The sequence below is a fragment of the Bradyrhizobium sp. 215_C5_N1_1 genome (assembly GCF_052075935.1).
In the GTDB taxonomy this organism is placed as follows: Bacteria; Pseudomonadota; Alphaproteobacteria; order Rhizobiales; family Xanthobacteraceae; genus Bradyrhizobium; species Bradyrhizobium barranii.
Genome location: NZ_CP197228.1, coordinates 1,061,162 through 1,086,745, shown reverse-complemented (window position 1 = coordinate 1,086,745; position 25,584 = coordinate 1,061,162). Strand labels below are relative to the sequence as shown.

Here is a 25,584-nt window from a genome sequence, read left to right as displayed (position 1 = left end):
GCAATCGTCAGCGAAGGGCGGTTTGCGGACCACACGCTCCACTGTCATGCCCCGGCTTGACCGGGGCATCCAGTACGCCGCGGCGTCCCGGTTCGATCACAGCCGCCTCTGGAATACTGGATCGCCCGGTCAAGCCGGGCGATGACAGCGAGTGTGCGGCGCGCTCCGGGACGACGCGCTTTCGCGCGTCACTTCTCGCGGAAGGCCCGCATCAGCTGGTCGTGCAGCGGCTTCATCAGATAGGACAGCATGGTGCGGTCGCCGGTCTGGACGAAGGCTTCCGCCGGCATGCCGGGGATCAGCTTGGAGTCGCCGAGCTTGGCGACCTCTTCCGCGGGCATCGATACGCGGATGGTGTAGTAGCTCTGCCCGGTGCGCTGGTCGGTGGTGACGTCGGGCGACACGCGGCTGACGACGCCGTTGAGCTCCGGCGTGGTGCGCTGGTTGAACGCAGACAGGCGAAGCAGCGTCTTCTGGCCGATCTGGAGCTTGTCGATATCGACAGGATTGACCTTGGCCTCGACCTGGAGATCGTCGGCCTGCGGCACGATCAGCATCAGCGCGTCGCCGGCGGTGACGACGCCACCGACGGTATGCACGGTCGATTGCAGCACCATGCCGTCCTGCGGCGCGCGGATGTCGACACGGCGGAGCTGGTCTTCGGCGGCGACCTTGCGCTCGATCATTTCACCGATCTTGTCGTTGGTCTCGCGCAGATCCTTGGAGACCTCGCTCACCATGTCCTTGTCGACCTGGATGATCTGTAGCTCGGTCTCGGTGATCTTGCCCTTGGCCTGCGCGCGCGAGGCGATGTATTGCGCGCGCTCGCCGTTGAGGCGGGCGCTGTCGCGTTCCAGCGTGGTGAGGCGGGAGATCTGCACCAGGTGCTTCTCATAGAGATCGCGGACACCGACCAGCTCCTGCTGCACCAGGACGATCTCCCTGTCCTTGGCCTTTTCCTGCGCGGAGAGTCCTTCGATCTCCTCGTTGAGCTGCTGGACACGCTCGCGGAGCTGCGCCTTCTGCCCGGCGCGGCCATTGACGCGGACGTCGAACAACTTGGTTTCGGCGGAGAGCAGGTTCTTGACGTCGGGATCGTTGCCGCGATCGAGGAGCGATTGCGGAAACTCGATCTTGTCGACACCGCGCTGCTCGGCCTGGAGCCGCGCCGTGCGCGCCAGCGCGGCGTCGAGATTCTTGGTGACGATGGCGAGGTTCGCCTTGGTGACCGTGTCGTCGAGCCGCACCACGATATCGCCGGCCTTGACCACGTCGCCGTCGCGGGCACGCAGCTCGCCGACCACGCCGCCGGTCGGATGTTGCACCTTCTTGACGTTGGATTCGACCACGACCTGGCCCGGCGCGATCAGGGCCCCCGAGATCTGCACCGTCGACGCCCAGCCGCCGAGACCGATGACGAGGGCCAGCACGATGGCCAGCCCGAGCATCAGATGAAACCTGATGGAATCCCGCACGGTCCTCTTCGCGGCGGGCTTTCCGCCGCCGATAGCCATCGTGCTCATGACTTGGGCACTCCGCCTTCGCTGACGATCTTGATCGGTGCCGGCGGCGTCACGCGCGGCTGAAGCACCTGGGCAAGCACCTGCTCCTTCGGCCCAAACGCCTGCATACGGCCGTCGCGCAGCACCAGGATCTGGTCGACCGCCTCGACGCCGATCGGGCGATGCGCCACCACGATGACGATGGCGCCGCGCTCGCGCGCGCTGCGGATCGCGCGGGTCAGCGCCTCGTCGCCTTCGGTGTCGAGATTGGAATTGGGCTCGTCGAGCACGATCAGGAACGGGCTGCCGTAGAGCGCACGCGCCAGCGCCACGCGCTGCGCCTGGCCCGCGGAGAGCGCGGTGCCCTGCTCACCGACCTGGGTGTTGTAGCCCTCGCGCATCTTGATGATCATCTCGTGCACGCCGGCTTCCTTCGCCGCGGAAATGATGCCGTCAGAGGTCGCTTCGGGATCGAAACGGCTGATGTTCTGCGCGATGGTGCCGCCGAACAATTCGACGTCCTGCGGCAGATAGCCGATGTGGCGGCCGAGCATGTCGGAGGCCCACTGGTCGAGCGCCGCGCCGTCGAGCCGCACCTTGCCACGGACCGGATGCCAGACGCCGACCAGCGCGCGGATCAGCGACGATTTGCCGGAGCCGCTCGGCCCGATCACGCCGAGGCCATTGCCGGCGGTGAGCGCGAAGGTGACGTCCTGCACGATGAGGCGCTGATCGCCTGGCGGCACCATGGCGATGCCTTCGACCGACAGACGACTGGTGGGCGCCTGCAACTGGGTCGGCATCGTCTGCGGCGGCATCTGCTCCAGCAGGCGCGTGAGGCGCTGCCAGCTCTGACGTGCCGCGACAAAGGATTTCCAGTGCGCAATGGCGAGATCGACCGGCGCGAGGGCGCGGGCGGAGAGGATCGAGCCGGCGATGATGATGCCTGCGGTCGCCTCCTGGTGGATGACGAGATAGGCGCCGACCGCGAGCACGGCCGATTGCAGCATCATGCGCAGCACTTTTGCGACCGCACCGAGACCGCCGGCGACGTCGCTCGCACGCTGATTGCCGTCGAGGTATTTTTCGTTGGCTTCGCTCCAGCGCTGGTTCATCCGGCCGGTCATGCCCATCGACACCATGACTTCGGCGTTGCGTCGGCTGGAGGCGGCGAGATCGTTGCGCTGGGCGGCAAGGCCCATCGCGTCCTTGGCCGGCTGGCGGGACATGAATTCGGTGACCAGCGTCAGCCCGACCAGGATGATGGCGCCGACCAGAGCGGTGAGGCCGATCATGACGTGGAAGGCGAAGCAGATGGCCAGGTACAGCGGCAGCCAGGGCAGGTCGAAGAACGCGCTCGGACCCATGCCGCCGAGGAACGAGCGGACATTGTCGAGGTCGCGCAGCGGCTGCAGGCCCTCGTTGCGGCTGCCGACCAGGAGCGGCAGGCGCACGACGGTGTCGAACACGCGCTTGTTGAGGGCTTCATCGAGCGCCGTGCCGATCCGCCCCAGGATCCGGTTTCGGATCATGTCGAGCATGCCCTGCGCCATATAGAGGAAGCTGGCGATGATGATCAGGCCGACGAGAGTCGGAACGCTGCGGCTCGGCAGAACCCGGTCGTAGACCTCCAGCATGAAGATCGACCCAGTCAGATAGAGCAGGTTGATCATGCAGCTCATCAAGCCGACGCCGACGAACGCCGTGCGACAAGCACGCAAGGCGTCACCGAGCTCTGAACGGCGGACGCCGGGTACGGCTGCCATCAGTCTGATCTCTTTCGGGTAAGGGGCAACGCCCCTGATTTCCTAGGTCGTTCAGGGGTACGCGACCCGGATTAACATCGTATTCCCCCGCGACGAACGCGGCCGAATTAATCCAGGTCCCTGATAGGCCACCTCTACCCCTGACGGCCTCGCACGCAAGTCCGGTATTTCACAGTCTTTGCGGCTTTTTATAGCAGACATCGCGGCCTCTCCCCAGCGGGGGAGAGGCGAAAGTTCTGGCTCACCGAGCCAATGTGACGCTAGAGCCGGCCGCCGCCGCGCACCAGCCGCACCACCAGGAGCAGGATGATGGCGCCGATGGCGGAATAGATGATCTCGGACACGAGGCCGGTGCCGAGATGGATGCCGAGCTTCGGGAACAGGAAGCTTGCGACAAACGCGCCGGCGATGCCGATCACGATGTCGCCAATGATGCCGAACCCGCTGCCGCGCACCACCTTGCCGGCGAGCCAGCCGGCGACGAGGCCGACGAACAGGATGACGATGAGGCCTTGGCCAGAAATGTACATAAGTTGAAGTCCCTCTCCATGAACGGGGGCATGGAACCGGAACCGGGATGAATGGGGTCTGAATGGTCGGTTCGGATAAAAATGTCGAAAACAACCCCATGCACAGTAGGAGTGCAGTTGGCCGGCGGTGCGAGGTGAACTGTGACAAGTCGGTGTTGTCGTAGAGGGATTCTGAAGAAGTGCGCGATTTGAAGTGAGGGACGCGCCGCTCTCTCATTCCCTCCCCCTTGCGGAGGAGGGCCTGGGAGAGGGGTGGCCACGGGCGAGGTCTGAGTTTGTGGCTACCCCTCTCCCCCGCCCTCCCCCGCAAGGGGGAGGGAGCGCAGTGTTGCGCGGGGATGTAGTACGGCTGGAGAACGAACTACGACGCCGTCACCGGCTCCGCCAACACGCACCTCGCCGCCCGGCCCGGTCCGACCTCCACATTCGCAGGCAATTGCTCCAGACACCGCGGCTGGGCGACCGTGCAGCGGGGGGCGAAGGAGCAGTTGTTCGGCTTTTCGGCCAGCGAGGGCGGGGTGCCGGGGATGGTCTCCAGCCGGGCGCCGCGCTTGGCGCCGTGGATGGTGGAGGCGAGCAAGCCCTTGGCGTAGGGGTGCACCGGCGTGCGGACGATGTCGCGGAGCGTCCCCTGCTCCACGATCTGGCCAGCATACATCACCGCGACACGGTCGCAGATCTCGATCGCAACACCTATGTCGTGGGTGACGAAGATGACGGACATGCCGAACTCGCGCTGAAGCTCGCGCAGCAACAGCAGGATCTGGATCTGCACGGTGGCATCGAGCGCGGTGGTCGGCTCATCCGCCAGCAAGATCTTGGGACGGCAGGCGAGCGCCAGCGCGATCATCGCGCGCTGGCGCATGCCGCCGGACATCTCGTGCGGATAGGCATCCAGCCGCCGCCTGGCCGAGGGAATGCGCACGACCTCGAGCATTTCGAGCGCCCTCGCCCGCCCTTCCGCAAGGCTCTTGCCTTCGTGGCGCACGACGCTTTCGGCGATCTGCGCGCCGATGGTGTAGACCGGATCGAGCGCGAGCGCGGGCTCCTGAAAGATCATCGACACGGTCTGGCCGCGGAACGACGACAGCTCCTCGTCGTTCATGGCGAGCACGTCGCGGCCCATCACGTTGACCTTGCCCGAAATCTGCGTGCGCTTCTTCGGCAGCAGCCGCATCAGCGCACGCAGGGTCACGCTCTTGCCGGAACCGGACTCGCCGAGCAGGCCCAGCACCTCGCCGTCACCGAGCGAGAGACTGAGATCGTTCACGGCATAGACCGTGCGCTCCCCGGTGAAGCGGATGTTGAGGCCTGAGATGTCGACGAGCTTTGTCATGACGGCAGTTTCGGCAACCTATCGTGATAGTCGGTGACGCGCTGGAAGGCGGCGCCGATGGTGAGCAAGGTCGCTTCATCGAAGGAGCGGCCGATCAGCTGCATGCCAACCGGCAGGCCGCTTTTCGTGAAGCCGGAGGGAATGGTGAGCGACGGCAGGCCCAGAAAATTCACCGGGCGGGTGAACAGCGTCAGCCGCTGCACCATCGCCGGCGCGTTCGGGCCGCCGCCGACGTCGCTCTCCTCGATCGTCGGCGCCGGCACCGGCGATGCCGGCGCGATGACCGCATCGACACCAGCGGTGGCCGCATTGTGCGCGGCGAGTGCGGGGCCGCGCCAGCGCATGGCTTCGAGATAGGTGATGGCGGGAACGGCGAGACCGTTCTGAAGCCGCATCAGGACCTGCGGGCCATAGTCCTGCGGACGCTCGATCATCCAGCGCTTGTGGAAGGCGGCCGCTTCGGCCGCGAGCACGAGCTGGCTTGCCGCAGACAATTGCCGCTGGTCCGGCAGCTCGACTGTGACGATGTCGGCGCCCTCGCGCTTGAGCACCGCGATGGTCTCGTCCAGCACGCGCGCGACCTCGCCGTCGAGATCGTCGACATAGAAGGACGCGGGCACGCCGATCTTCAGGCCCTTGAGCGACCCCTTGGTGGCGCCGACATAGTCGGACAGCGGCTCATGACTGGTGGTCGAATCCGCGGGATCGGGACCGGCCATCAGCGCCAGCAGCAGCGCGCAATCCTCGGCGGTGCGGGCGAGCGGACCGACGGTGTCGAGCGATTGCGACAGCGGCATCGCGCCGGCGCGGCTGACGCGACCGACGGTGGTCTTCAGCCCGGTGACGCCGCAGAAATGCGCGGGCATGCGGATCGAACCACCGGTGTCGGAGCCGAGCGCCGCAAACGTCAGGCGCGCCGCGACCGACGAGCCCGAGCCCGACGAGGAGCCGCCGGTGATGTGCGCGACGTTCCAGGGATTGCGCACCGGGCCATAATGGGCGTTGTGGCCGGTCGGGCCATAGGCGAATTCGGCCAGATGCAGCGTGCCGAGGCGGACCTGGCCGGCATCCTTCAGCCGCTGCAAGGCCGTGGACGTGACGGTCGGCACGAAGTCGCGGCGGATCAGCGAGCCGCAGGTCGAGACGTGGCCTGCGTCGTAATACATGTCCTTGTGCGCGAGCGGCACGCCGTGCAGCGGACCGCGGACATTGCCCTTGGCGAGCTCGGCATCCGCGGCATCGGCAGCCTTCAACGCGGACTCGGCTTCAACCGACATGAAGGCGTTCAGATGCGGCTGCCACTGCGCGATGCGGTGCAGCAGCGCACGCGTCACCTCATGCGAGGACACCTGCTTCATCGCGATCGCGCGCGCGACCTCGGTGAGCGTCATCAATGCAGGCTCACGGCTCATTTCGACACCTTCTGCGTCTGCGCGATCGGATAGAGCGCGGGCTCGAGATCGAACGGCAGCGTGCCGGCGATGGCCGCAAAGCCTTCGAAGGCCGGTCCGATGGAATTGGAGATACGCGTCGCGATCTCGTCATCAACAGGGACGCCGGCGATCTGCGCGATCGGCTTGATCTCTTTGGGTGTCGGTCTTGTCATGCTGTTTCCTCTGCGGGCGCGCGGCTATGGCCTGATCCCGGTATCGCCATGTAGCACGCGGCTTCGTGGCCCATTGTATCGAGCGCGGTGAGCTTTGGTGCTGCATTTGCGCAGAGCGGCTCCGCAAACGCGCAGCGGGTGTGGAAGCGGCAACCCGGCGGCGGATCGATCGGATTGGGCGGATCGCCGGTGATCGGCGGCTTCTCGGTGCGACGATCCGGGTCCGACGACGGCATCGCGGCAAGGAGCGCACGCGTATAGGGATGCGCAGGGTTGTCCCAGACCTGGTCGACCGGGCCGAGCTCGACGACCTCGCCGAGATACATCACCAGCACGCGATCGCTGATGTAGTGGACGACGTTGAGGTCGTGGCTGATGAAGAGATAGGTCAGGCCGAACTCGCGCTTGAGATCGGCGAGCAAATTCAGCACCTGTGCCTCGACGGATTTGTCGAGCGCCGAAACGGCTTCGTCGAGGATCACCAGCCGCGGCGACAGCGCCAGCGCACGCGCGATGTTGACGCGCTGGCGCTGGCCGCCGGAGATCTCGTGCGGATAGCGGTTGGCGAAGTTTTCCGGCCGCAGGCCCACCTTGCCGAGCAGCTCGCGCGCCAGCGCCCGCGCCGTGCCATCGGCCATGCCGTGCACTTTCGGGCCGAACGCGATCGATTCCTCGATCGTCAGGCGCGGATTGAGCGAGGCATAGGAATCCTGGAACACCATCTGCATGCCGCGGCGCAGCTCGCGCAACGACAGCGCCTGGCCGACGGTCATGCCGTCATAGATGATGTCCCCGGTATCGCGCGGCATCAGATGCATCAGCAGCCGCGCGGTGGTCGACTTGCCGCAGCCGGATTCGCCGACGATGCCGACGGTCTCGCCCTTCGCGACCGAGAAGGAGACGTTGTCGACCGCGCGCACGGTGCGTTTCGCGGCGAACAGCCCGCCGCGCACCGGGAAATGCTTGGTCAGGCCGTTGACCTGGAGCAGCGGTTGCGCGACGCCGCCAACGTCCTCGACCGGCTCCAGCATTTCAACGGATGTGTTGCTCTCGCTCATGGCCTAGTTCCTAATGTCCATGGCGCTGCGCAGGCCGTCCGAGAGCAGGTTGAAGCAGATCGAGACCGCAAAGATCATCGCGCCCGGCAATGCCGCGACCCAGGGATTGACGTAGATCGCGGTGCGGAGCGTGTTCAGCATCAGTCCCCATTCCGGCTCCGGCGGTTTTGTGCCGAGGCCGAGGAAGGAGAGACCTGCGGCCAGGATCATCGAGACCGAAATGAGACTGGTCGCATAGACGAAGATCGCGCCCAAGACGTTGCCGAGGATGTGCACACGCATGATGGTGAAGGGCCCCGCGCCGGACGCACGCGCCGCTTCGACGAAGTCCATGTTGCGCACGCCGGTGGTCACGCTTTCGGCAACACGTGTGATCTGCGGCACGAACACAACGGTCAGGGACACGATGGAATTGAGGATGCCGGCACCGAGCGCGCCGGAGATCGCGATGGCGAGCAGCACGGAGGGAAAGGCGTAGAACACGTCGATCGTGCGCATGATCGCGGTGTTGAGCTTGCCGCCGACATAGCCAGCGACGAGGCCGAGCGACGTGCCGATGCAGAAGGCGAGGATCACGGGCAGGATGCCGATAACGAGTGACAGCCGGCCGCCATAGATCAGCCGCGCCAGCATGTCGCGGCCGAGCTCGTCGGTGCCGAGCGGGTAGCCTGCTGTGCCGATGTGGCGGAGGCGGCGGATCATCGAACCCTTGTAGGGATCTTCAAGTCCGAGCCACGGCGCGAGCACCGCGGAGAGGAAAATCAGCAGCAGCACCAGCGCGCAGGCCATGCTGACCTTGTCGCGGGCGATGCGGCGGCCGACGGTCGCCCAATAGCCGCGCGCCTTGGTCGCGGGCGCGGCCTGGAGCGCGGCGTCGGCGGTCGCTGACAACGGAAGCTCGCTCATCGGCTAGCCCCGCTTGATGCGCGGGTCGATCGCGGCTTGCGCGATGTCGACCAGCAGATTGAGGAAGACGAAGAACAGCGCCAGGATCAGGATCGTGCCCTGCAGCAGCGGCAGGTCGCGCTGGAAGATCGCCGAATTGAGCAGGAAGCCCGACCCCGGCCAGGAGAACACGGTCTCGATCAGGATCGAGCCGCCGAGCATGTAGCCGAGCTGAAGCCCCATCACCGCGAGCGCGGTGGGCGCGGCGTTCTTGATGACGTGGCGAAACACGCCGGTTTCGTGCAGGCCCTTTGCGCGCAGCGCCTCGACAAAGTCCTGGCTGAGGATGTCGCCGGTGAGCGCGCGCACGGTGCGGGTGACGATGCCCATCGGAATCACCGAGGTCGTGATCGCCGGCAGCACGAGATATTTCAGATGCGCCCAGTCCCAGGCCCAGGAGTTGGAGCCGTTCGGCCCGGCGCCGACCGCGGGCAGCCAGTTCAGCTGCACCGAGAAGATGATGACGAGCACCATGCCGAGCCAGTAATGCGGCACGGAGACGCCGGCGATGGCGAAGGAGGTCGCGACCTTGTCGATCCAGGTCTCGCGGAAATAGCCGGCGATCAGGCCGAGCAGGATGCCCATCGTGAAGCCGATGATGGCGGCCGCAATCGCGAGCGTGACGGTGTTGCTGACCGCGCGCATGACCTCGGCGAGCACGGGACGCCCCGTCGCGATGGAATTGCCGAGATCGCCATGAAGGGCACGCAGCAGCCACAGGCCGAACTGCACCGGCAGCGGACGGTCGAAACCATAGGCGGCGCGGAGCTGCGCCGCGAGCTCCTGCGAGGCGTCGGCCGGCAGCACGGCGACCAGCGGATCGCCCGGCGTGATGTGCACGAGCAGAAAGCACACCAGCGCCACGCTGATGACGATCGGAATGACATAGACGATGCGGCGAGCGATATAGGCGAGCACTGGTCTTCTTTCTTCCTTCTCCCCTTGTGGGAGAAGGTGGCGCGCGATCAGCGCGCCGGATGAGGGGTATCTATCCGCAGATACAGCGTTATCGAATGAGAGAGAGGGTCGCTCGCGGAGAGAGACCCCTCACCCGGCTTCGCTGCCGCGAAGCCGCCCTCTCCCACAAGGGGAGAGGGTGCACTGAGCGTGTGGCGCGAACTACTGCATCGACACCAGCGAGAAGTCGATGAACCAGCTCTTGGGCTGCACGACGCCCGTCACCTTCGGGCTGATGGCGCGGGGGCCGACGTCGTGGGCGACGTAGAGGAAGGCTGCATCGTCGACGGAGGCCGCGTGCAGCTCGGCGAGCGCAGCGTCGCGCGCGGCTGGATCAAACGTCTGCCGTGCCTTCTTCACCAGCTCGTCGAACTTGGGCTCGTGGATGAAGCCCCAATTGTTCGAGACCGGCGGCGCCATGCCGGACTGGAGGAAGCGCACCAGCGCGAAGAACGGGTCCATCGCCGCGTAGGTGACGTTGGTCGCGTTCGAGCCGTTGGCGCTGGGGTCCTTGGCGCCGCGGCGCCAGTTGGTGAACAGCGTGTTCCACTCGATGACGTCGAGCTTCACGTCGAAATAGCATTCGGCGAGCGCCTGCTGGAGATATTCGTTCATCGGCAGCGGCTGCATCTGGCCGGAGCCCGACGCCGAGGTCTGGATCTTCACCGTCAGCTTCTTTGACGGACCGAAGCCGGCCTCCTGCATCAACTTTTGCGCAGCCGCCTTGTCGTACTTGATCTCGAAGGTCGGCTTGCCGCGCCAGGGATGGCCGGGCTCGAAGGTGCCGGTCGCCGGCACCATCAGGCCCGCGAGCAGGCCGTCCTTGAGACCCTCGCGATCGACGCAGAGGTTGGCGGCCTTGCGGACGCGGATGTCATTCCAGGGCGAGCCTTCGACGCGCGAGAACTGCCACGGCCAGACATGCGGCTGCTCGTTGGCGTAGAGCTTGAAACCGCGCTGCTTGAGCTCGGGCAACGCGTCGGGCGCCGGCGCCTCGACCCAATCGACCTGCCCCGAGAGCAGCGCCGCGGTGCGCGCGTTTGCTTCCGGCATCGGCAGGAGCACCATCTTGTCGACCTTGGGCACGCGCGCCTTGTCCCAATAGGCCGCGTTCTTCACCAGCTCGAGGCGCTCGCGCGGCGTGAAGCTCGCCATCTTCCACGGGCCGGTGCCCGCGGCGTCCTTGGCGAACGCGGTCCACGCGGCCTGCGACTTCGCCTTGGCGTCGGCGCCTTCCGCCTTGTCGTAGAAATGCTGCCACTTCGCCGGGCTCGCCATGAACAGGTTGGTGAGGTTGATCGGCAGGAAGCTGTCGGGCTCCTTGGTGGTGAGCTCGACCGTCATGTCGTCGATCTTCTTCGCGGAGGCCAGCGTCGGCATGCGCGACGCGGTCACGCCGACCTGGCTGGCGTCGAACTGCGGCGCATCCTGCTTCAGCACCTTCTCGACGTTCCACACCACGGCATCGGCGTTGAACGGCGAGCCGTCATGGAAGGTGACGCCGGGGCGCAGCTTGAAGATCCACTTGGTCTTGTCGGCATCGTCGACCTTCCACTCGGTGGCAAGGCCCGGGATTACCACGCTCGCCTTGTCGGCCGAGGACAGGTCCCAGCCCGTGAGCGCGTCGTACATGGTGAGGCCGGTGAAGCGGTTGCCTTCAAAACCCTGATCGGGCTGGCCCAATGTGCGCGGAATATCGGCAGCGGTCATGCCGATGCGCAGCACGGTTTCGGCGCTTGCCACGCTCGGCCACGCGGCCGCAGTCGTCAGAGCCAGCGCAGCAATCAGCGCCGCGCGGGTGGTTGTCTTCATAAGCATCGTCTCAGTCCTCTTCCGGCTTTCAATGACTAATTTTGATGCAAACGTATGCAATGGCTATGCCAATGGGGAAACTTTTTCTGCAAATTGCCCCTGCGACGACAAGTCTGTGTGATCACGTGTCGGCAAAGCCACCGTCCTGCCTATTCTGGCATCAAGATTGCAAGTTTGGCTCTGAAATCTCCTGGGAGCCTTGGGCCATGCGTATCCGACTATCGACCTGTCTCGCCGTGCTTGCGCTGGCGTTATCCGCGATCACGGCACGCGCCGAAACGGTGGTGCGCTACGGCATCTCGATGGCGGACATCCCGCTGACGACGGGCCAGCCCGATCGCGGCGCCGGCGCCTATCAGTTCACGGCGTACACCATCTACGATCCGCTGGTCGCCTGGGAGATGGACGTCGCCGACCGCCCCGGCAAGCTGGTGCCCGGGCTCGCCACCGAATGGAAGGTGGATGATGCCGACAAGACCAAATGGCGGTTTGCTTTGCGCAAGGGCGTGAAGTTTCACGACGGCAGCGAGTTCAACGCCGACGCGGTGATCTGGAATCTGGACAAGGTGCTCAACGACAAGGCGCCGCAATTCGACAAGCGGCAGAGCGCGCAGGTGAAGACCCGCCTGCCTTCGGTCGCGAGCTACGCCAAGATCGACGATTTCACGGTGGAGATCACGACCAAGACGGTCGATTCCTTCTTCCCCTATCAGATGCTGTGGTTCCTGGTCTCGAGCCCGGCGCAGTACGAGAAGCTCGGCAAGGATTGGGACAAGTTCGCGAGCCAGCCTTCCGGCACCGGTCCGTTCAAATTGACCAAGCTGGTGCCGCGCGAGCTTGCCGAGCTCACGAAGAATCCGGACTACTGGAACAAGAAGCGCATTCCAAAGGCCGACAAGATCGTGCTGGTGCCGATGCCGGAAGCGCTGACGCGCACCAATGCGCTGCTCGCAGGCCAAGTCGACCTGATCGAGACGCCGGCGCCGGACGCCGTACCGCAGCTGAAAGCCGCCGGCATGAAGATCGTCGACAACGTCACGCCGCACGTCTGGAACTATCACCTCAGCGTGCTGCCGGGCTCGCCCTGGACCGACATCCGCCTGCGCAAGGCGCTGAATCTCGCGATCAACCGTGACGAAGTCGTTGGTCTGATGAACGGGCTTGCAAAACCCGCCAAGGGCCAGGTCGACCCGTCGAGCCCGTGGTTCGGCAAACCGACCTTCGAGCTGAAATATGATCTGGCCGCGGCCAAGAAGCTGGTCGAAGAGGCCGGCTACTCCAAGGCGAAGCCGCTGAAGGCCACCTTCATCATCGCCCAGGGCGGCACCGGCCAGATGCTGTCCCTGCCGATGAACGAATTCCTGCAGCAAAGCTTCAAGGAAATCGGCATCGACATCGACTTCAAGGTGGTCGAGCTCGAGACATTATATACGCATTGGCGCAAGGGCGCGGCCGACGAGATGAACGCCGGCATCACCGCCAACAACATCGCCTATGTCACCTCGGACCCGCTCTACGCCATCGTCCGCTTCTTCGCCTCCGACCAGATCGCGCCGGTCGGCGTGAACTGGGGCGGCTACAAGAACCCGAAGGTTGACGGGCTGATCAGCGAGGCCAAGCAGACGTTCGACACCGCCAAGCAGGACGATCTGATCGCGCAGGCCCACGCGCTGATCGTCGACGATGCCGTGCTGGTCTGGGTCGTCCACGACACCAACCCGCACGCGCTGTCGCCGAAGATCAAGCAGTTCGTGCAGGCGCAGCACTGGTTCCAGGATCTGACGACGATCGGGACGGAGTGAAGGCGGCAAACGCCGGTGTCGTAGGGTGGGCAAAGCGTAAGCGTGCCCACCACCTCTATACGCGGAGTAAGATGGTGGGCACGGCGCTAGCGCGCCTTTGCCCACCCTACGGGAGTTGATGTTGGTGGCGAAGAGCAGACGGACGCTACCGCGCCAAACACCGCTGTCGTCCCGGGGCGCGACGTAGTCGCGAGCCCGGGACCCATAACCGCAGGGAGTGGTTTGGCGAAGACTCGGAGTTACCGGCTCGCGCGATAACATCTCCCTGGGGGTATGGGTCCCCGCGTACGCGGGGACGACACTTTCAGTGCAGCACCAGCGATGGCCACGCACTCACACCGCTACTTCGTCAGCAGCGCATACGCGCCGTTCCATCCTTCCGCCGGCGGATTGATCTGGAATTCCTTGATTCGCGCCTCGTACAGCTTGAACAGCTTTTCCAGCGTGTCGGCATCCTCGCTGCGGCGGCCGCGCTCGATCGCTTCCAGCGCGCCCTGCCAGTCGCGGCCGCGGTAGCAGCCGAGCATCTCGATGGTGACGTTGCGCAGGCGCTGGAAAGCGCCCGAATGCATCACGTCCTCGCGGCCGGCGATGGCGTAGATCACCTCGGGCTCGGTCTTGCCCTTGACCATGATGAAGTCGAGCTCGAGGATCGCGAACTTGTCCTTGGCGGCGAGCGCGGTCCTGGAGCCGACGATGATGGGAAAGCCGTATTCCTTCGACTGGCCTTCCAGGCGCGAGGCGAGGTTCACGCTGTCGCCGAGCACCGAATAGTTCTTCTTTAGGTCGGAGCCCATGTTGCCGACGACGCCGATGCCGGTGTTGAGGCCGATGCCGACATTGAGCGGGATGTAGACGTGACCGCCGTCGGCGGCCTCCTGCTCGCGCTCCTTGTTGACCGCGTCGATCTGCTCCAGCATCTGGATCGCGGCCTCGCAGGCGTTGACCTCGTGCTCGGCATCGTCGAGCGGCGCGTTCCAGAACGCCATGATGGCGTCGCCCATGTACTTGTCGATGTAGCCCTTCTGATCGATGATGACGTCTGTCAACGGCGTCAGGAAGCGGTTCATCAGCGCGATCAGGCCTTGCGGATCCTGCTTGTAGCTCTCCGAGATCGTGGTGAAGCCGCGCACATCGGAAAACATGATCGTCATCTCGCGCTCCTCGCCGCCGAGCACCAGCTTTTCGGGCGACTGCGCGAGCTGCTCGACCAGGACGGGCGACATGTATTGCGCGAACATGCCGCGGATCTGCACGCGCTGACGCTGCTCGCGCACGAAGCTCGCGAAGATCAGTGTCAGATAGATCGCGGTGGTCGAGAGCAGCGGATAGGTGAAGTCGATGAGGTAGCGGTACTGCGCGTAGAAGAACCAGGACACGCCGACCAGGATGGCGGCGAACATCGCGCCCGCGAGCCCCAGACGGACAGGGCCGAGATTGGGCGTGAAGATGATGACGAGCAGGCCGATCACGAGCGCGGCGATCAGCTCGACGCCGAGCGCATAGTTCGGCTGCGAGATCACCGCGCCGCTGAGCACGCTCTCCAGCACCTGGGCATGGATCTCGACACCCGGCATGGTCGATGACACCGGCGTGGTCTTGATGTCGTTCAGCCCGACCGCCGAGGTGCCGACCAGCACCAGCTTGCCGGCGATCTTGTTCGGCGGCGCGGTGTTGTCGAGCACGTCGGCCGCCGAGATGTAGATCGAGGGATCCTGGCGGGCGTAGTGCACCCAGAGCTGGCCGTTCTTGTCGGTCGGAATCTCCACGCCCTTGAGGCGCACGGCCCTGATGCCGGTCTTGTCGGTCCGGACCAGCAGCGTCGGCGTTCCCGTGACGACGCGTAAAATCTCGAGGCTGAGCGAGGGCATGATGTTGCCCTGGGCGCGCATGATCAACGGCACGCGGCGGATCAGGCCGTCGCGCTCGGTCTTGATCGAGAACAGGCCGCGGCCGGCCGCGACCTTCTCGATGACGGACACGTTACGCAACAGGCCGGGGAATTCGAACAGGAAACGTTCGGCATCCGCTTCGCCGACCGTCGCGACGCCGGTGAAGGGCAACGACTTGTCGATCTCGGACGAGATCGCCGGCTGCCCGGTTTCGCCCAGCACCACGTGCGAGCGCTTGATCGCGTCGGCGAGGATCTGGTCGTTGGTCGGGAGCTCGCGCAGCCTGGCGCGGGTGGCGTCGTCGAGATCGCGCATCTGGCTCGCGACCAGATCCGGGTTGAGCCGGTCGGCTTCGGAGAACACCATGTCGAAGCCGATCGTCACCGCGCCGTTACCGGTGAGGTTCTGGATCAGGTCCGCGATCCGCGTGCGCGGCCATGGCCACTGGCCGAGCTTGGCGAGGCTCTTGTCGTCGATGTCGACGATGGTGACCGGCCGCGCCGCCTTGTGGCGGGGATCGATCAGCTGGAACATGTCGAAGGTGCGCAGCCGCAATTCCTGGATCGGCGGCGGATCCCAGACACGAGCGCCGGCAAAGACGACCAGCAGCGCAAGGCACATCAGCCGCGCGAAGCCGAGCTTCCGCGCAAACCACCGCCGCAGGATCTTGAGACGCTTCATTTCAGTCGGACTTCCTGACCTGTATCGCGCCCGGCGCACCGATCATGGAGCGTCCGCGAGCGATTGGCTATTCCCCGGCGGTCGAGGATTAAGGATTTTTTGCCGCGGTCAAGCTGCGAGCCGGCCGCCAGGAGGCCCGGGCGGCGATCAGGTGATGTGGAAGATGAAATCGCTGGCCTTCAGATTTGCCGCGATCACGTTCTTCAGCAGGATCGTCTCGTGGTTGTCCAGCGTGATCAGGGCGTCGCCCGATTGCGGAGCGATATTGACGTCGTGCAGCGAGCTGATGCTGCCGAACTGCCGCAGGTCGATCTTGTCGAGGCCGACCTCGAAATCGTCGACGCTGTGCTGGACCGCGGACTGCGACGACGTCGGCGCGAACACGAACTGGTCCTTGGCGCCGCCGCCGATAAGCGTGTCGCTCGACTCGGTGGCGAAGATCACGTCCTTGCCGTCGGTGCCCTCCAGGCGGATGCCCTGGCTGCTGGCGCCCTCGACGAAGATGAAGTTCACGGTGTCGGAATGACCGGTCGAGTCGGCAACGGTCACCTTGATCTTGTCCGTCGCGGGCGGCTGCGGATACTGCTCGGTGCTGGCGCCTGTCGGGTCGTAGGTGATGCCGGCACCTTCTGCGAGGCCGGTGTTGATCTGCTCGAGCGAGCCCGTCGTCGGATATGCACTGACGCTGCTGGTATCCGGATGCGAGGTCGACACCGTGACGGTGAAAATGTCCGTCGCCGCGCCAGAATCGGTATCGGTGACCACCAGATCGGTGATGATATCGTTGCTGTTCTCGCGGATGTGCTCGACGTGGAAGCTCTCGGTATTGATGACTGGACCGATGGCAGGCGTCACGCTGGTGCCGATGGTGGTGATGTCGTGCGAGATCGACGCGGTGCCGCCGGTGCCCGTCGCCGTGAGATCGATCGTCGCCGTCGAGCCAGCGGTGGTGATGGCGCCTGTATAGGTGTCGTCGAGAGCGTGGACGCCCAGCGCGCCAGGCTCGCCGCTGAATCCGTCTGCAGGCACAAACCGGATCAGCGTAGCGGAGCTCAGCACGAGCGCATTCGCATCACCGACCGAGTCGACATCGACCCAGCAGCCGCCAACCTTGTACTGCCAGACGCCCTGGTCAACGGTCGCGGCGTCCGACGTCACCGCGATGGCCTTGAAGGTCGCGCCAGTGTCGGCGTCATGGAACTTGTTCGTGAAGAGATCGCGGATCTTGCTGCCAGCCGGATCGCTGTCGTTGCCGGCGACGGCGGCCAGCGTCGCGCTGTCGAGCGTCGGCGCGTCGTTCTTGCCGGTGATCGTGATGGTGACGTCGGTCGTGGTGGTCTCGCCCCGGCCATCATCGAGCGTGATGGTGGACACGACCTTCGCCGTCTGGTCCTGGCCGAGGAAATCGAGCGCGTTGTCGGCGATCGAATAGTGCCAGGTGACGGTACCGTTGTTCTTGCCGGTCAGCTGATACGTCAGCGCGTTCTTCAACGCGGCGGTCTCGTCGGGCGTGAGCGACGCGGTGAGGTCGGTGGCGCCGTCGAGCCAGGTCACGTCCTGGTCGACCTTCGTCACCGTCGGACGGTCGGTCAGGTCGATGTCCTTGAAGTCGATCGAGCCGGTCGCGGCCGGCGACGGGTCGATCGTCGAGGACGAACCGGTGGTATCGGGCTGCTCGGAGAAGCTTGCGGTCAGCTGCGCCACATCCGTGGTGGTGAATGTCGGCGCATCGTCGTCCGCATGGATCGTGATCAGCGTGTGGCCACCCTCATCGCTGCCCGCGAAGTGCGCGTCGCGATAGTCTCCGATCAGGGTGAGGCTGATGCTCTTGCCATCGTCGCCGGTGACCGTCAGCACGCCGCCGTTCGCGGGGTGGTCGGCATCCGGGACATAAACCGCGCTGGTGCCAGGCCCCCACTTGATCATCGTCAGGTCGATCTTGTCGTTCGCGGACAGCTCCGCGATCGAGCCGCCGAAATCCTTCGTATCGATCTCCAGCTCGGCGCCGTCACCGGCAAGCGTGATCGTTTGCGATACCGCACCCTTGACCTCGAGCGTCGCGCCGGCATCGACGACGACCGCGCCCGTGGCCGAGCCCGACAGCGAGCCAAACAGCGTCAGCGTCCCGGTGTGAACCTCGATCGAGCCGGTGCCGGTGTTGGTGATGTCGCCCGTGATCGACGCAGTGCCCCAGCTGTCGATGTCGCCATAATTTTCGATGGTCAGATCGGCCCCGGAAATGGAGGCCCCGTGCAGATCGATGTCGCCGTGGTTGACGATCGAGGACGCATCGCCGAACACGCCGCTGCCGGCGACCGTCCAGGTACCGCCCGTCTCGTTATTGAACGTGGCGGTGGCGACCGAGATGTTGCCGTTGATGTGGCCGGCGTTGTTGATCGTGATCTCGCCGCCAGTCTCGACGATCGCATAGGTCGATGAGGTCACGCTGCCGGCATCGGCTGGCCCGATGGTGCCGGAGTTGGTGATAAATGCAGCGCCGGTGCCGTTCTCCTGGATGGAGATCGCAGCAAAACCATCGGCGCCGACCACGGAGCCGGTATTGGTGATGTGCGTCGAGCCGACCGCGCCCGCATCGTCCTGGTCGACATTGATGCCGAACGAGGTCGTGCCGGAGATGTGCCCGTTGTTGGTGACGGTGACTGCGCCGTTGCCATGGGAGACGATGTCGAGGCCGACCGCACCGGAAACGCCGCCGCCGATGGTCGCCGTGATATCGCCTGCACCGTTCGCACCGTCGTGCAGCACGATGCCGTTGCCGGTCTGGCCGGTGATGTCGCCCGATGTCGTCAGCGAGATGTCGCCGATGCCGTTCTGAGTGACGACAATGCCGTTGGTCGCACCGGTCAGCGTACCGCTCGGGGCCAGGACGATGTTGCCGCGACTGCCGATCGTCCCGCCCGAAGCGGTGAAGTCGAGCGCGTCGCCCTTGCCCGAATTGATGCCGGCATCGCCGGTGACCGTGAAAGTACCGCCGGTCGTCGCCTGACCGGCGATAGTGCCGGTAAAGGCATGGCTCGTCTTGTCGAGCTTGAGCGTATTGGTGCCGCCGGCGAAGCTGACGGTCTGCGCATCCGCACCACCGAGCTCCAGCGTCGTGTTATTGTCGATGATCAGCGCGCCGACACCGGTGATGCCGCCGGACAGGTTGAGCGTGCCGCTCTGGACTTCGATGGTGCCGGTGTTGGTGACGCCACCCGTGATCGTGTTGAGGCCGGAGACGCTGTAGAGATTGCCGGCATTGCCGAGGCTGCCGCCGTTGATCGAGACGTCGGACAGATAGAGCTTCGAGGTCCCGTCGACCGAGATCGTGCCGCCGGTGTTGGCGACGGTGACGGTCGTCAGCTTCAGCGTGCCGCCGGTCACTGCCTCGATTAGACCGTGATTGGTGATGCCGTGAAGGATGCCGGGATCGATCGTCAGCGTGCCGCTGGTGACCGAGATCGTGCCGGTATTGCCGACGTCGGCGTTGTCGATCGCGCTCGCGCCGGTCGATTCCAGCGTGCCGGCGATGGTGAGCGTGCCGCCGGCCAGGCTCGCACCGTTCAACGTCAGATTCTTGCTCGCATCGACATTGACGGTGCCGTGATTGACGATCGCGGTGCCCGAAACGGTCGCGTCGTCCAGCGTCAGCGTGGCGCCGCTCTCGACCGTCACCGCGCTGACGCTGAGCGTGGCGGCGTTGTCGATCTTGCTGGCGCCGGTGACGTCGATCGTGCCGGCGCCCCTGATGGCGCCGCCGCTGATCGTGGCATAGTCCAGCGTCAGTGCGGCACTGCCGTCGACGATGACGTCGCCGCTCGAATTGTCGACGGTCGAGCCCTGCTCGATCGCGAGCGCGCCGTTGGCGAGCACTTCGATGATGCCGGCATTGGTGACGGTCTCATCGCTGAGCGCATTGCGCGCACCGCTCACCTTGAAGACGGTATTGTTTTTCAGAATGCCGCCGCTCAGGACGGCATCGCCGGTCAGATCAATCTCACCGTTGTTGGTAATCGTGCCGGCGCCGCGAATGCCGGCGTTGAGGACGGGGCCTCCCTCGTCATCACCGCCACCGGTGTCGATCACCGCACCAGCTCCTCCGATGGTCGCATTGCTGACGATCAGCTTGCCGCTGGCGTCGACCGTGATCTGGCCGGCATTGGTAACGCTGGAGCCCTGATGGATCGTCAGCCAGCCGTTGGCCAGCACCTCGATCACACCGGTCGCGGTGTTGGACACGGTCTCGTGGGCGAACTCGACCGTGCCCTTGACGTTGACTGTGCCGGAATTGTTCAGCGTGCCGTTCTCGATCAGGCTGGTGCCGTCGAGCTCCAGCGTGCCCAAAATGCTGACGGTGCCGCCATCGACCGTCGCGGTGTCGACGATCAGCGTCGAGCCGGCATCGGCCCTCAGCAAGCCGCTGGCGTTGTGGATCGTGGCGAGCGTCTTCAGCGTGCCGCCGGACAGCTCGATCGTGCCGGAATTGGTGATCTTGGTGCCGCTGGCGAAATCGCCGCCGCCCGCGAGCGTCAGATAGCCGGCATTGGTGAGCACGCTCGTGCCCAGAATCTCGGCCTTGCCGCCGACCGACATCGTTCCGGTCGCGGCGGTCGTGAGGATCGAATCGGCACCCATGTTGAGCGCGCCTGATATCGTCAGCGAGCTCTGGACGATCACTTTCGGCGGCGGGCCACCGAAATCGTTCATCGTCAGCGACTTGGCGTAGGCCGCAGTGTCGATCGTCACCGGATAGGACGGCGTCAGGCCGTGCAGCTGATCGGTGATGACGATGACATCGTCATTGATGGTCGGGACCGTGCCGGTTGCCCAGTTCGCCGCGTCCTTCCAGAAGCCGCCGGAGGGAGCGCCGGCCTTGTCGGTCGCGATCCACACCACCGCGGGCGCATCGGTGCCGGTGATCGTGACGGTGATGGTCTGCTTCGAGGTCGCGCCTTGCGAATCCGTCAGCGTCACGGTGTAGACCAGCGTCAGGACCTCACCTTTCGGGATGAAGTCGGCGAGATAGACCGGCAGATCGGCCAGCGACCAGTTGATGGTGCCGGTGCCGTCTCCGGTGCTGTCGGCGCCCGCCGCGATCGCGACCGACATCGCGCTCTGGAACGCCGCGAGCGGGCCCGGCGGAACGGTGCCATCAGGCAGGGTCGCGCTGGTCAGCGCCACCGACACCGTATGCTTGTCGGTGAGATCGACGTCGCCGAAGTTCAGCGTGCCCGTCGTCGGCACATCGCTGGTGAGCGGGCCACCCGGCACGCTGGTGCCGCCTTCAAAGATGATGACCGGAACGCTGGTGGTGATCACCGGCTTGTCGTTGGTGCCGGTGATCGTGATCGTGATGGGGATGAAGGCGGTCTCGGGGCTGACCGAGAAATTGTTGTCGACGCGGACCATGTAGGTCAGCGTCAACGTTTCGCCGGCCGCGAGGAAGTCGAAGACGTGGTCGGGGATCGTGTAGGTCCAGACCGCCGAGCCGTTGTTGTTGTTGCCGCCGTCGGCGACGACGTTGATCTGGATCTGCGTCGCCGCGATGTCCTGCTTCTGGAGCGCGGTGAGCGAGCCGGTGACGTCCTGGCCGGCGCTCTTGTAGACGTAGTTCGGCGCGTCGGCGAGGTTCACGCTCACCGTGGGCCTGTCGCCCAGGTTCTGGTCGATGAAGGTGATGCGGCCGGAGATCGTGTCGGAATGCGTGGTGTCGCCGGTCGTGTCCGCGCGCTCGGTCAGCACAAACGCCGTCTTCACATTGCCGTTGAGATCGAGGCTCTGAGACAGAGGCTTGCCGGGGTAACGGTTGAAAGGCGTCGTGTGATCGCTGGGCCCCTGCGGTCCCTGCTGACCGAGGTTGGTGAAGAGCGCGGTCGCGATGTAGCCGGCCGGCGTCTTGATGACCAGGCCGTCGCTGGTCTGCGTGATCGTGTCGGTGAAGTTCGTGGTCAGCTTGGTGTTGGTGTTGTTGTCGGTGAACTTCAGCGTGAACACGTCTGTGATCAGCCTCTGGACGTCCGGCGACAGCATCCCGTTGGTGATCGAGACGTTGCCGCCGCTGATCTGGATCATCTGGCCGGCCTGGTTGACCGTCGCGATCGGCAGCAGCGTGACCTTGTCGAACAGGATGTAGGAGCCGGTCGTGCCGTTCGGCTCGACCAGCACCTGGAAGCTCGCCTGCGGCTGCGGATCGCCGCCGCCGGCGGGAACGACGAAGTTGATCTGGGTCAGCACCGCCGTGCCGCGGATGCCCATGGTGGCGACCGGCGTGTCGATCTTCATGTCGCCGTGCTTGGCGGTCTCGCCCGCGACGAAGGTGATGGTGCCCGCAACCAGGCTCAGCAGCGAGGAATTGCTCGACCCGTTGGGGTCGTAGACCATCTCGTTCAGCACCATCCGCGCATTGGAGGACAGGCCGAACACGGTGCCGTCGATGAAGGTGATGCCGAGCGTCGAATCCGCGCCGGTCGAGACCACATCGCCCTTCTCGACGTTATCGCCGTTGTTCAGCGTGACCGAGACGCCGTTGCGAACCGCGGTCGCGCTGCCGGAGAGTTTTGTGACGTGGCCGATGACCTGCGCGGCGGCGATGCCGGGCGCGGCCTGCGCAACCTGCACATGGCCCGTGAGCGCGTTGACGACGTCGCCGGTGAGATGGGCGCCATCGGGCGAGGCGATCGCTGCGCGCTTGTCGCCCTTGAAATAATCGTGAATGACGAACTCATGCCCCTCGTGGGACAGCACGAGGTCGAGACCTGCGCGCTTGAACTCGCCATTGAAGATCAGGTTAGCATCGGGAACAACGAACGTGCCGTCGGGCACGTGACCGTGCGCCTTCGCGACAAAAGGCTTGGCGATAAAAGTCTTGGCCGTAAAGGAATCGATATGAACGTCCGCGGCCGAGCGGGAACCCTCGCCATCAAGGGGAATCGTGGCGTCAAATTTGCCAGCGTAATTCAACCGGGGGGCACCGCAAAAAAGAGTTAAAATCTAAGTAAGTAACGACCGCCTAAGCTTGAATAGCATTACCAAGTCCTTAGCGAAACCATCTATTGCTTGTGTGATTCCCATCACTTGGCTGGAGGAGTCCCCAATAGCGGCGCCTTCACAGAGAAGCCGAAGTAATTCTTCAAATATTCCGAGGTCGGTTTTCGGCTTATTTTCACGCATTCCCAGTCATCCAAAGTAATCAGTCGCCCCTATCGAACGACGGATACTTGTGTCATCTTTTGTTCGTAGTACCCCGCAGCATCCTGCGACAAATACGGGGCAGAATCTGTGACCCAACTAACAGAACCCGTGAAATAACGGGCTGTTAGCCATAAGCGGTAGAATCAGCCCTCCCGCAACTTCTCCCTGCAATTGGTTCCATTTCGCGGCGACGGAGCCCTCCTAGCCGGCGAATCGTAAAATTTTACGCAATTTGCACAGGCCCGTTTCAGCCTGTCCCACGGTTTTGGGACCCCTGCCGGGCGCGTTAAGCAGAACAAAACGGCCCGTCTCGCACTATCTCCGCGAAAGCAACAAAGCCCGGCACGACCAGGTCGAGGGGGACCTGGCGAAGCCGGAAGGGGATGTCAGATGGAGACCGCTGCTCGCTCGCGCGCCTGGCGCGCTGTCCTTGTGCTGTGCGGATTGATCCTGCTCGGATCGGCCGCCGAGCTCCGCGCCGGCACGCTGCTGTCGCCTGGAGCCGGCGTCCTCGTGCGCAGATCCGCCGAGCCGTTCGGCGTGTTCGCCTTCGCCATCTCGTCCGGCAGCCTCCAGCAGAAATGGTTCGCGCTGAAGCAGAAGCTCGACGACGACATGGTGCAGCTCGCGCTGTGCGACGGCGACCGGGACAATTGCGCGTCGCCCGCGGCGCTCAAGCTGATCGCCATCGTCGACCAGGCCCGCAGCCGCGACGGCCGCGCGAAGCTGGGTGAGACCAATCGCGCCATCAATCTTGCCATCCGGGCCGCCAATGACGGCGCCGACGACGTCTGGAGCTCGCCGCTCGCGACCTTCGCGCGGGGCGCCGGCGATTGCGAAGACTATGCCATCGCCAAGCTGGCCGCGCTGCGGCTCGCCGGCGTTGCCAATGAGGACCTCCGCATCGTCGTGGTGCGTGACGTCAGGGCCGGCGAAGAGCATGCGGTTGCCGCAGCAAAGCTCGGCGGCCACTGGCTGATGCTCGACAACCGCCGCATGGCGATGGTCGAGGACGACGCGGCCCAGACCTACCAGCCGCTGTTCGTGCTCTACCAATCCGCCGTGATGAAATATGTCGACGAACCGGTGCGGTTGTCGATGGCCGCACCCGAGGCGCACTGATTTTCTTGTAGCCCGGATGGAGCGAAGCGAAATCCGGGACTTTCACGACGCGCACCGCTCCCGGATTACGCTTCGCTCCATCCGGGCTACGGGTCTCACGTAAACCGTCACGCCACAAAGCCGTTTCGCCGCGCGATCCGGGGCGCTAGCATGGCGCCTTTGCGGGGGCGACTGGAATGCGGTTCATCGTGCTGTCTGTGCTTGCGCTGCTGGTGTTGCCGGCGGCACCAGGCTCCGCGCAATCGGGCCCGTCCGACCGCTCCATCGCCGACAGGCTGCCGCTATTTGCCCGAAACAACTGCCAGCAGATCCGCGATCCCGGCAATCAATTGATCTGCGGTGACGCCGAGCTGGCCGCCGCCGCCGAGAAGCTCGGCACGGCGATCGAGGCGCGGCTCGCCCGCCTGCCCGATCGCCTGCCCGCGATCGAGGAGAATGCGATTTGGATCCGACAGCGCAACCTCGGCTGCGGCATCGTCGGCCAGACCGCGATCCGCACCGACGATTTCGACCGCGTGAAGGCGTGCCTTCTCAAGGTCACCGAAGAGCGCGCCGCAATCGTGCGTGATCCCGATTTCGACTGTCTCGCGGCCAACACGGCCGCGGGCGCGCTGATCTGCGCGGACCCGTCGCTGGCGCTCACCGAAACCGAGCTCAACAGCCAGGTGCTGGGCCTGATCGGCAGGCTGGATCCGACCGCGGCCCGCTTTGCCTTCGCCGAATACGGCCGATGGACGAGGGAGCGCGATCGCAAGTGCAATCTCGTCGGCAAGGAGAACGTGCCGCTTGCCGAGCTTTCGTCCGCGGAAGATTGTCTCGCCGACCATCTGAAGCGCAAGACCGAGGAGATCGCCGCCGCCAAGGGCGATCCGAAGAAAGTGTTCGGCCGGCAGGTCGCGGCCCGCTCGCCCGACACCGATGCCGTCGATTTCTGCGCCGCCCGGATTCACGCCGCCAATTCGTGCGGCAATTTCCTCCGCATCAACCGCGTCTACGCGCTCGACAGCCAGGTGACCGACCAGGAGGCGCAGGTCACGGGCGAGATCGAGATGGTCGTGCTGGCGCCCTTCACCATGTGCAGCAAGGTCGCATCCACCTGCACCGGCACCTGCTGGGACCCCAGGACGGGCCGTCCACAGCCCGGCCTCGGCAGCAAGGAGCGATCCGGCGAAGCCTTCAACGTCACGCGCCGCCTGAGAATCCAGCGGACCTTCGCTTTCGTCAAAGCCGCCGACGGCTGGCGCTGCCGGGAAGACGAGCTCGCGCCGGTGAATTCGGGGACGGCGGGCGGGGGATCGTAGGTTCTCCCCGTGGCGTGCTTTCTTCCTTCTCCCCTTGTGGGAGAAGGTGGCGCGCACATCGTGCGCGCCGGATGAGGGGTTCT

At 65.0% G+C, this 25,584-nt stretch carries 15 protein-coding genes; 3 read left to right on the top strand and 12 right to left on the bottom strand.

The features are described from left to right. Window positions 1-188: 188 nt before the first annotated feature. The 10 genes from AB7G19_RS05005 to AB7G19_RS04960 all read right to left on the bottom strand — a co-directional run bounded on the left by AB7G19_RS05005 (window position 189) and on the right by AB7G19_RS04960 (window position 11,518). Complete coding sequence (locus AB7G19_RS05005) at window positions 189-1,523, bottom strand: HlyD family type I secretion periplasmic adaptor subunit (RefSeq protein ID WP_063980824.1); 1,335 nt, start codon at window positions 1,521-1,523, stop codon at window positions 189-191. Continuing rightward, entirely contained in the window at window positions 1,520-3,268 is a 1,749-nt protein-coding gene (locus AB7G19_RS05000) for a type I secretion system permease/ATPase (RefSeq protein WP_063980823.1), read from the bottom strand. The genes AB7G19_RS05005 and AB7G19_RS05000 overlap by 4 nt, the downstream gene beginning before the upstream one ends. A 260-nt stretch (window positions 3,269-3,528) precedes the next feature. Then, the gene (locus AB7G19_RS04995) at window positions 3,529-3,798 is read right to left on the bottom strand and encodes a GlsB/YeaQ/YmgE family stress response membrane protein (RefSeq protein WP_063980822.1); all 270 of its coding nucleotides are present in this window, start codon (window positions 3,796-3,798) and stop codon (window positions 3,529-3,531) included. Between the two features lie 361 nt (window positions 3,799-4,159). Then, on the bottom strand, window positions 4,160-5,134 hold the full coding sequence (locus tag AB7G19_RS04990; RefSeq protein ID WP_063980821.1) for an ABC transporter ATP-binding protein: 975 nt from the start codon (window positions 5,132-5,134) through the stop codon (window positions 4,160-4,162). After that, complete coding sequence (locus AB7G19_RS04985) at window positions 5,131-6,546, bottom strand: Asp-tRNA(Asn)/Glu-tRNA(Gln) amidotransferase GatCAB subunit A (RefSeq protein ID WP_063980820.1); 1,416 nt, start codon at window positions 6,544-6,546, stop codon at window positions 5,131-5,133. The genes AB7G19_RS04990 and AB7G19_RS04985 overlap by 4 nt, the downstream gene beginning before the upstream one ends. After that, entirely contained in the window at window positions 6,543-6,740 is a 198-nt protein-coding gene (locus tag AB7G19_RS04980; protein WP_018321359.1) for a hypothetical protein, read from the bottom strand. Before AB7G19_RS04980 ends, AB7G19_RS04985 begins: the two co-directional genes overlap by 4 nt. Continuing rightward, on the bottom strand, window positions 6,737-7,798 hold the full coding sequence (locus AB7G19_RS04975; protein WP_063980819.1) for an ABC transporter ATP-binding protein: 1,062 nt from the start codon (window positions 7,796-7,798) through the stop codon (window positions 6,737-6,739). Before AB7G19_RS04975 ends, AB7G19_RS04980 begins: the two co-directional genes overlap by 4 nt. A gap of 3 nt (window positions 7,799-7,801) precedes the next feature. After that, window positions 7,802-8,704 (bottom strand): ABC transporter permease, encoded by a 903-nt coding sequence (locus AB7G19_RS04970; protein WP_014498429.1) that lies wholly within the window; start codon window positions 8,702-8,704, stop codon window positions 7,802-7,804. A gap of 3 nt (window positions 8,705-8,707) precedes the next feature. Then, window positions 8,708-9,661: an ABC transporter permease gene (locus AB7G19_RS04965; RefSeq protein ID WP_014498430.1), complete on the bottom strand. Its 954-nt coding sequence runs from the start codon at window positions 9,659-9,661 to the stop codon at window positions 8,708-8,710. 201 nt (window positions 9,662-9,862) lie between these two features. Next, entirely contained in the window at window positions 9,863-11,518 is a 1,656-nt protein-coding gene (locus AB7G19_RS04960; RefSeq protein WP_063980818.1) for an ABC transporter substrate-binding protein, read from the bottom strand. Window positions 11,519-11,718: 200 nt separating this feature from the next. On the opposite strand from AB7G19_RS04960, the gene AB7G19_RS04955 reads away from it, so the two are divergent. Continuing rightward, window positions 11,719-13,314 (top strand): ABC transporter substrate-binding protein, encoded by a 1,596-nt coding sequence (locus AB7G19_RS04955; RefSeq protein WP_441267734.1) that lies wholly within the window; start codon window positions 11,719-11,721, stop codon window positions 13,312-13,314. Window positions 13,315-13,655: 341 nt separating this feature from the next. Here AB7G19_RS04955 and AB7G19_RS04950 read toward each other — a convergent pair whose 3' ends face one another. Together AB7G19_RS04950 and AB7G19_RS04945 are read right to left on the bottom strand one after the other, a co-directional pair. Then, window positions 13,656-15,887, bottom strand: a complete 2,232-nt coding sequence (locus AB7G19_RS04950) for a CHASE2 domain-containing protein (protein WP_063980816.1) — start codon at window positions 15,885-15,887, stop codon at window positions 13,656-13,658. Between the two features lie 147 nt (window positions 15,888-16,034). Continuing rightward, entirely contained in the window at window positions 16,035-22,847 is a 6,813-nt protein-coding gene (locus AB7G19_RS04945; RefSeq protein ID WP_441267733.1) for a VCBS domain-containing protein, read from the bottom strand. 621 nt (window positions 22,848-23,468) lie between these two features. On the opposite strand from AB7G19_RS04945, the gene AB7G19_RS04940 reads away from it, so the two are divergent. Together AB7G19_RS04940 and AB7G19_RS04935 are read left to right on the top strand one after the other, a co-directional pair. Then, complete coding sequence (locus AB7G19_RS04940) at window positions 23,469-24,200, top strand: transglutaminase-like cysteine peptidase (RefSeq protein ID WP_063980814.1); 732 nt, start codon at window positions 23,469-23,471, stop codon at window positions 24,198-24,200. 176 nt (window positions 24,201-24,376) lie between these two features. Further along, window positions 24,377-25,501, top strand: a complete 1,125-nt coding sequence (locus AB7G19_RS04935; protein ID WP_063980813.1) for a lysozyme inhibitor LprI family protein — start codon at window positions 24,377-24,379, stop codon at window positions 25,499-25,501. The last annotated feature ends 83 nt before the right edge of the window (window positions 25,502-25,584 follow it).

Bases quoted from the DNA above. Each gene is read 5' to 3' on its own strand.
- AB7G19_RS04960 (WP_063980818.1), bottom strand. From the start codon at position 11,518: ATGCTTATGAAGACAACCACCCGCGCGGCGCTGATTGCTGCGCTGGCT.
- AB7G19_RS04970 (WP_014498429.1), bottom strand. From the start codon at position 8,704: ATGAGCGAGCTTCCGTTGTCAGCGACCGCCGACGCCGCGCTCCAGGCC.
- AB7G19_RS05005 (WP_063980824.1), bottom strand. From the start codon at position 1,523: ATGAGCACGATGGCTATCGGCGGCGGAAAGCCCGCCGCGAAGAGGACC.
- AB7G19_RS05000 (WP_063980823.1), bottom strand. From the start codon at position 3,268: ATGGCAGCCGTACCCGGCGTCCGCCGTTCAGAGCTCGGTGACGCCTTG.
- AB7G19_RS04935 (WP_063980813.1), top strand. From the start codon at position 24,377: ATGCGGTTCATCGTGCTGTCTGTGCTTGCGCTGCTGGTGTTGCCGGCG.
- AB7G19_RS04980 (WP_018321359.1), bottom strand. From the start codon at position 6,740: ATGACAAGACCGACACCCAAAGAGATCAAGCCGATCGCGCAGATCGCC.
- AB7G19_RS04995 (WP_063980822.1), bottom strand. From the start codon at position 3,798: ATGTACATTTCTGGCCAAGGCCTCATCGTCATCCTGTTCGTCGGCCTC.
- AB7G19_RS04985 (WP_063980820.1), bottom strand. From the start codon at position 6,546: ATGAGCCGTGAGCCTGCATTGATGACGCTCACCGAGGTCGCGCGCGCG.
- AB7G19_RS04975 (WP_063980819.1), bottom strand. From the start codon at position 7,798: ATGAGCGAGAGCAACACATCCGTTGAAATGCTGGAGCCGGTCGAGGAC.
- AB7G19_RS04955 (WP_441267734.1), top strand. From the start codon at position 11,719: ATGCGTATCCGACTATCGACCTGTCTCGCCGTGCTTGCGCTGGCGTTA.
- AB7G19_RS04990 (WP_063980821.1), bottom strand. From the start codon at position 5,134: ATGACAAAGCTCGTCGACATCTCAGGCCTCAACATCCGCTTCACCGGG.
- AB7G19_RS04950 (WP_063980816.1), bottom strand. From the start codon at position 15,887: ATGAAGCGTCTCAAGATCCTGCGGCGGTGGTTTGCGCGGAAGCTCGGC.
- AB7G19_RS04940 (WP_063980814.1), top strand. From the start codon at position 23,469: ATGGAGACCGCTGCTCGCTCGCGCGCCTGGCGCGCTGTCCTTGTGCTG.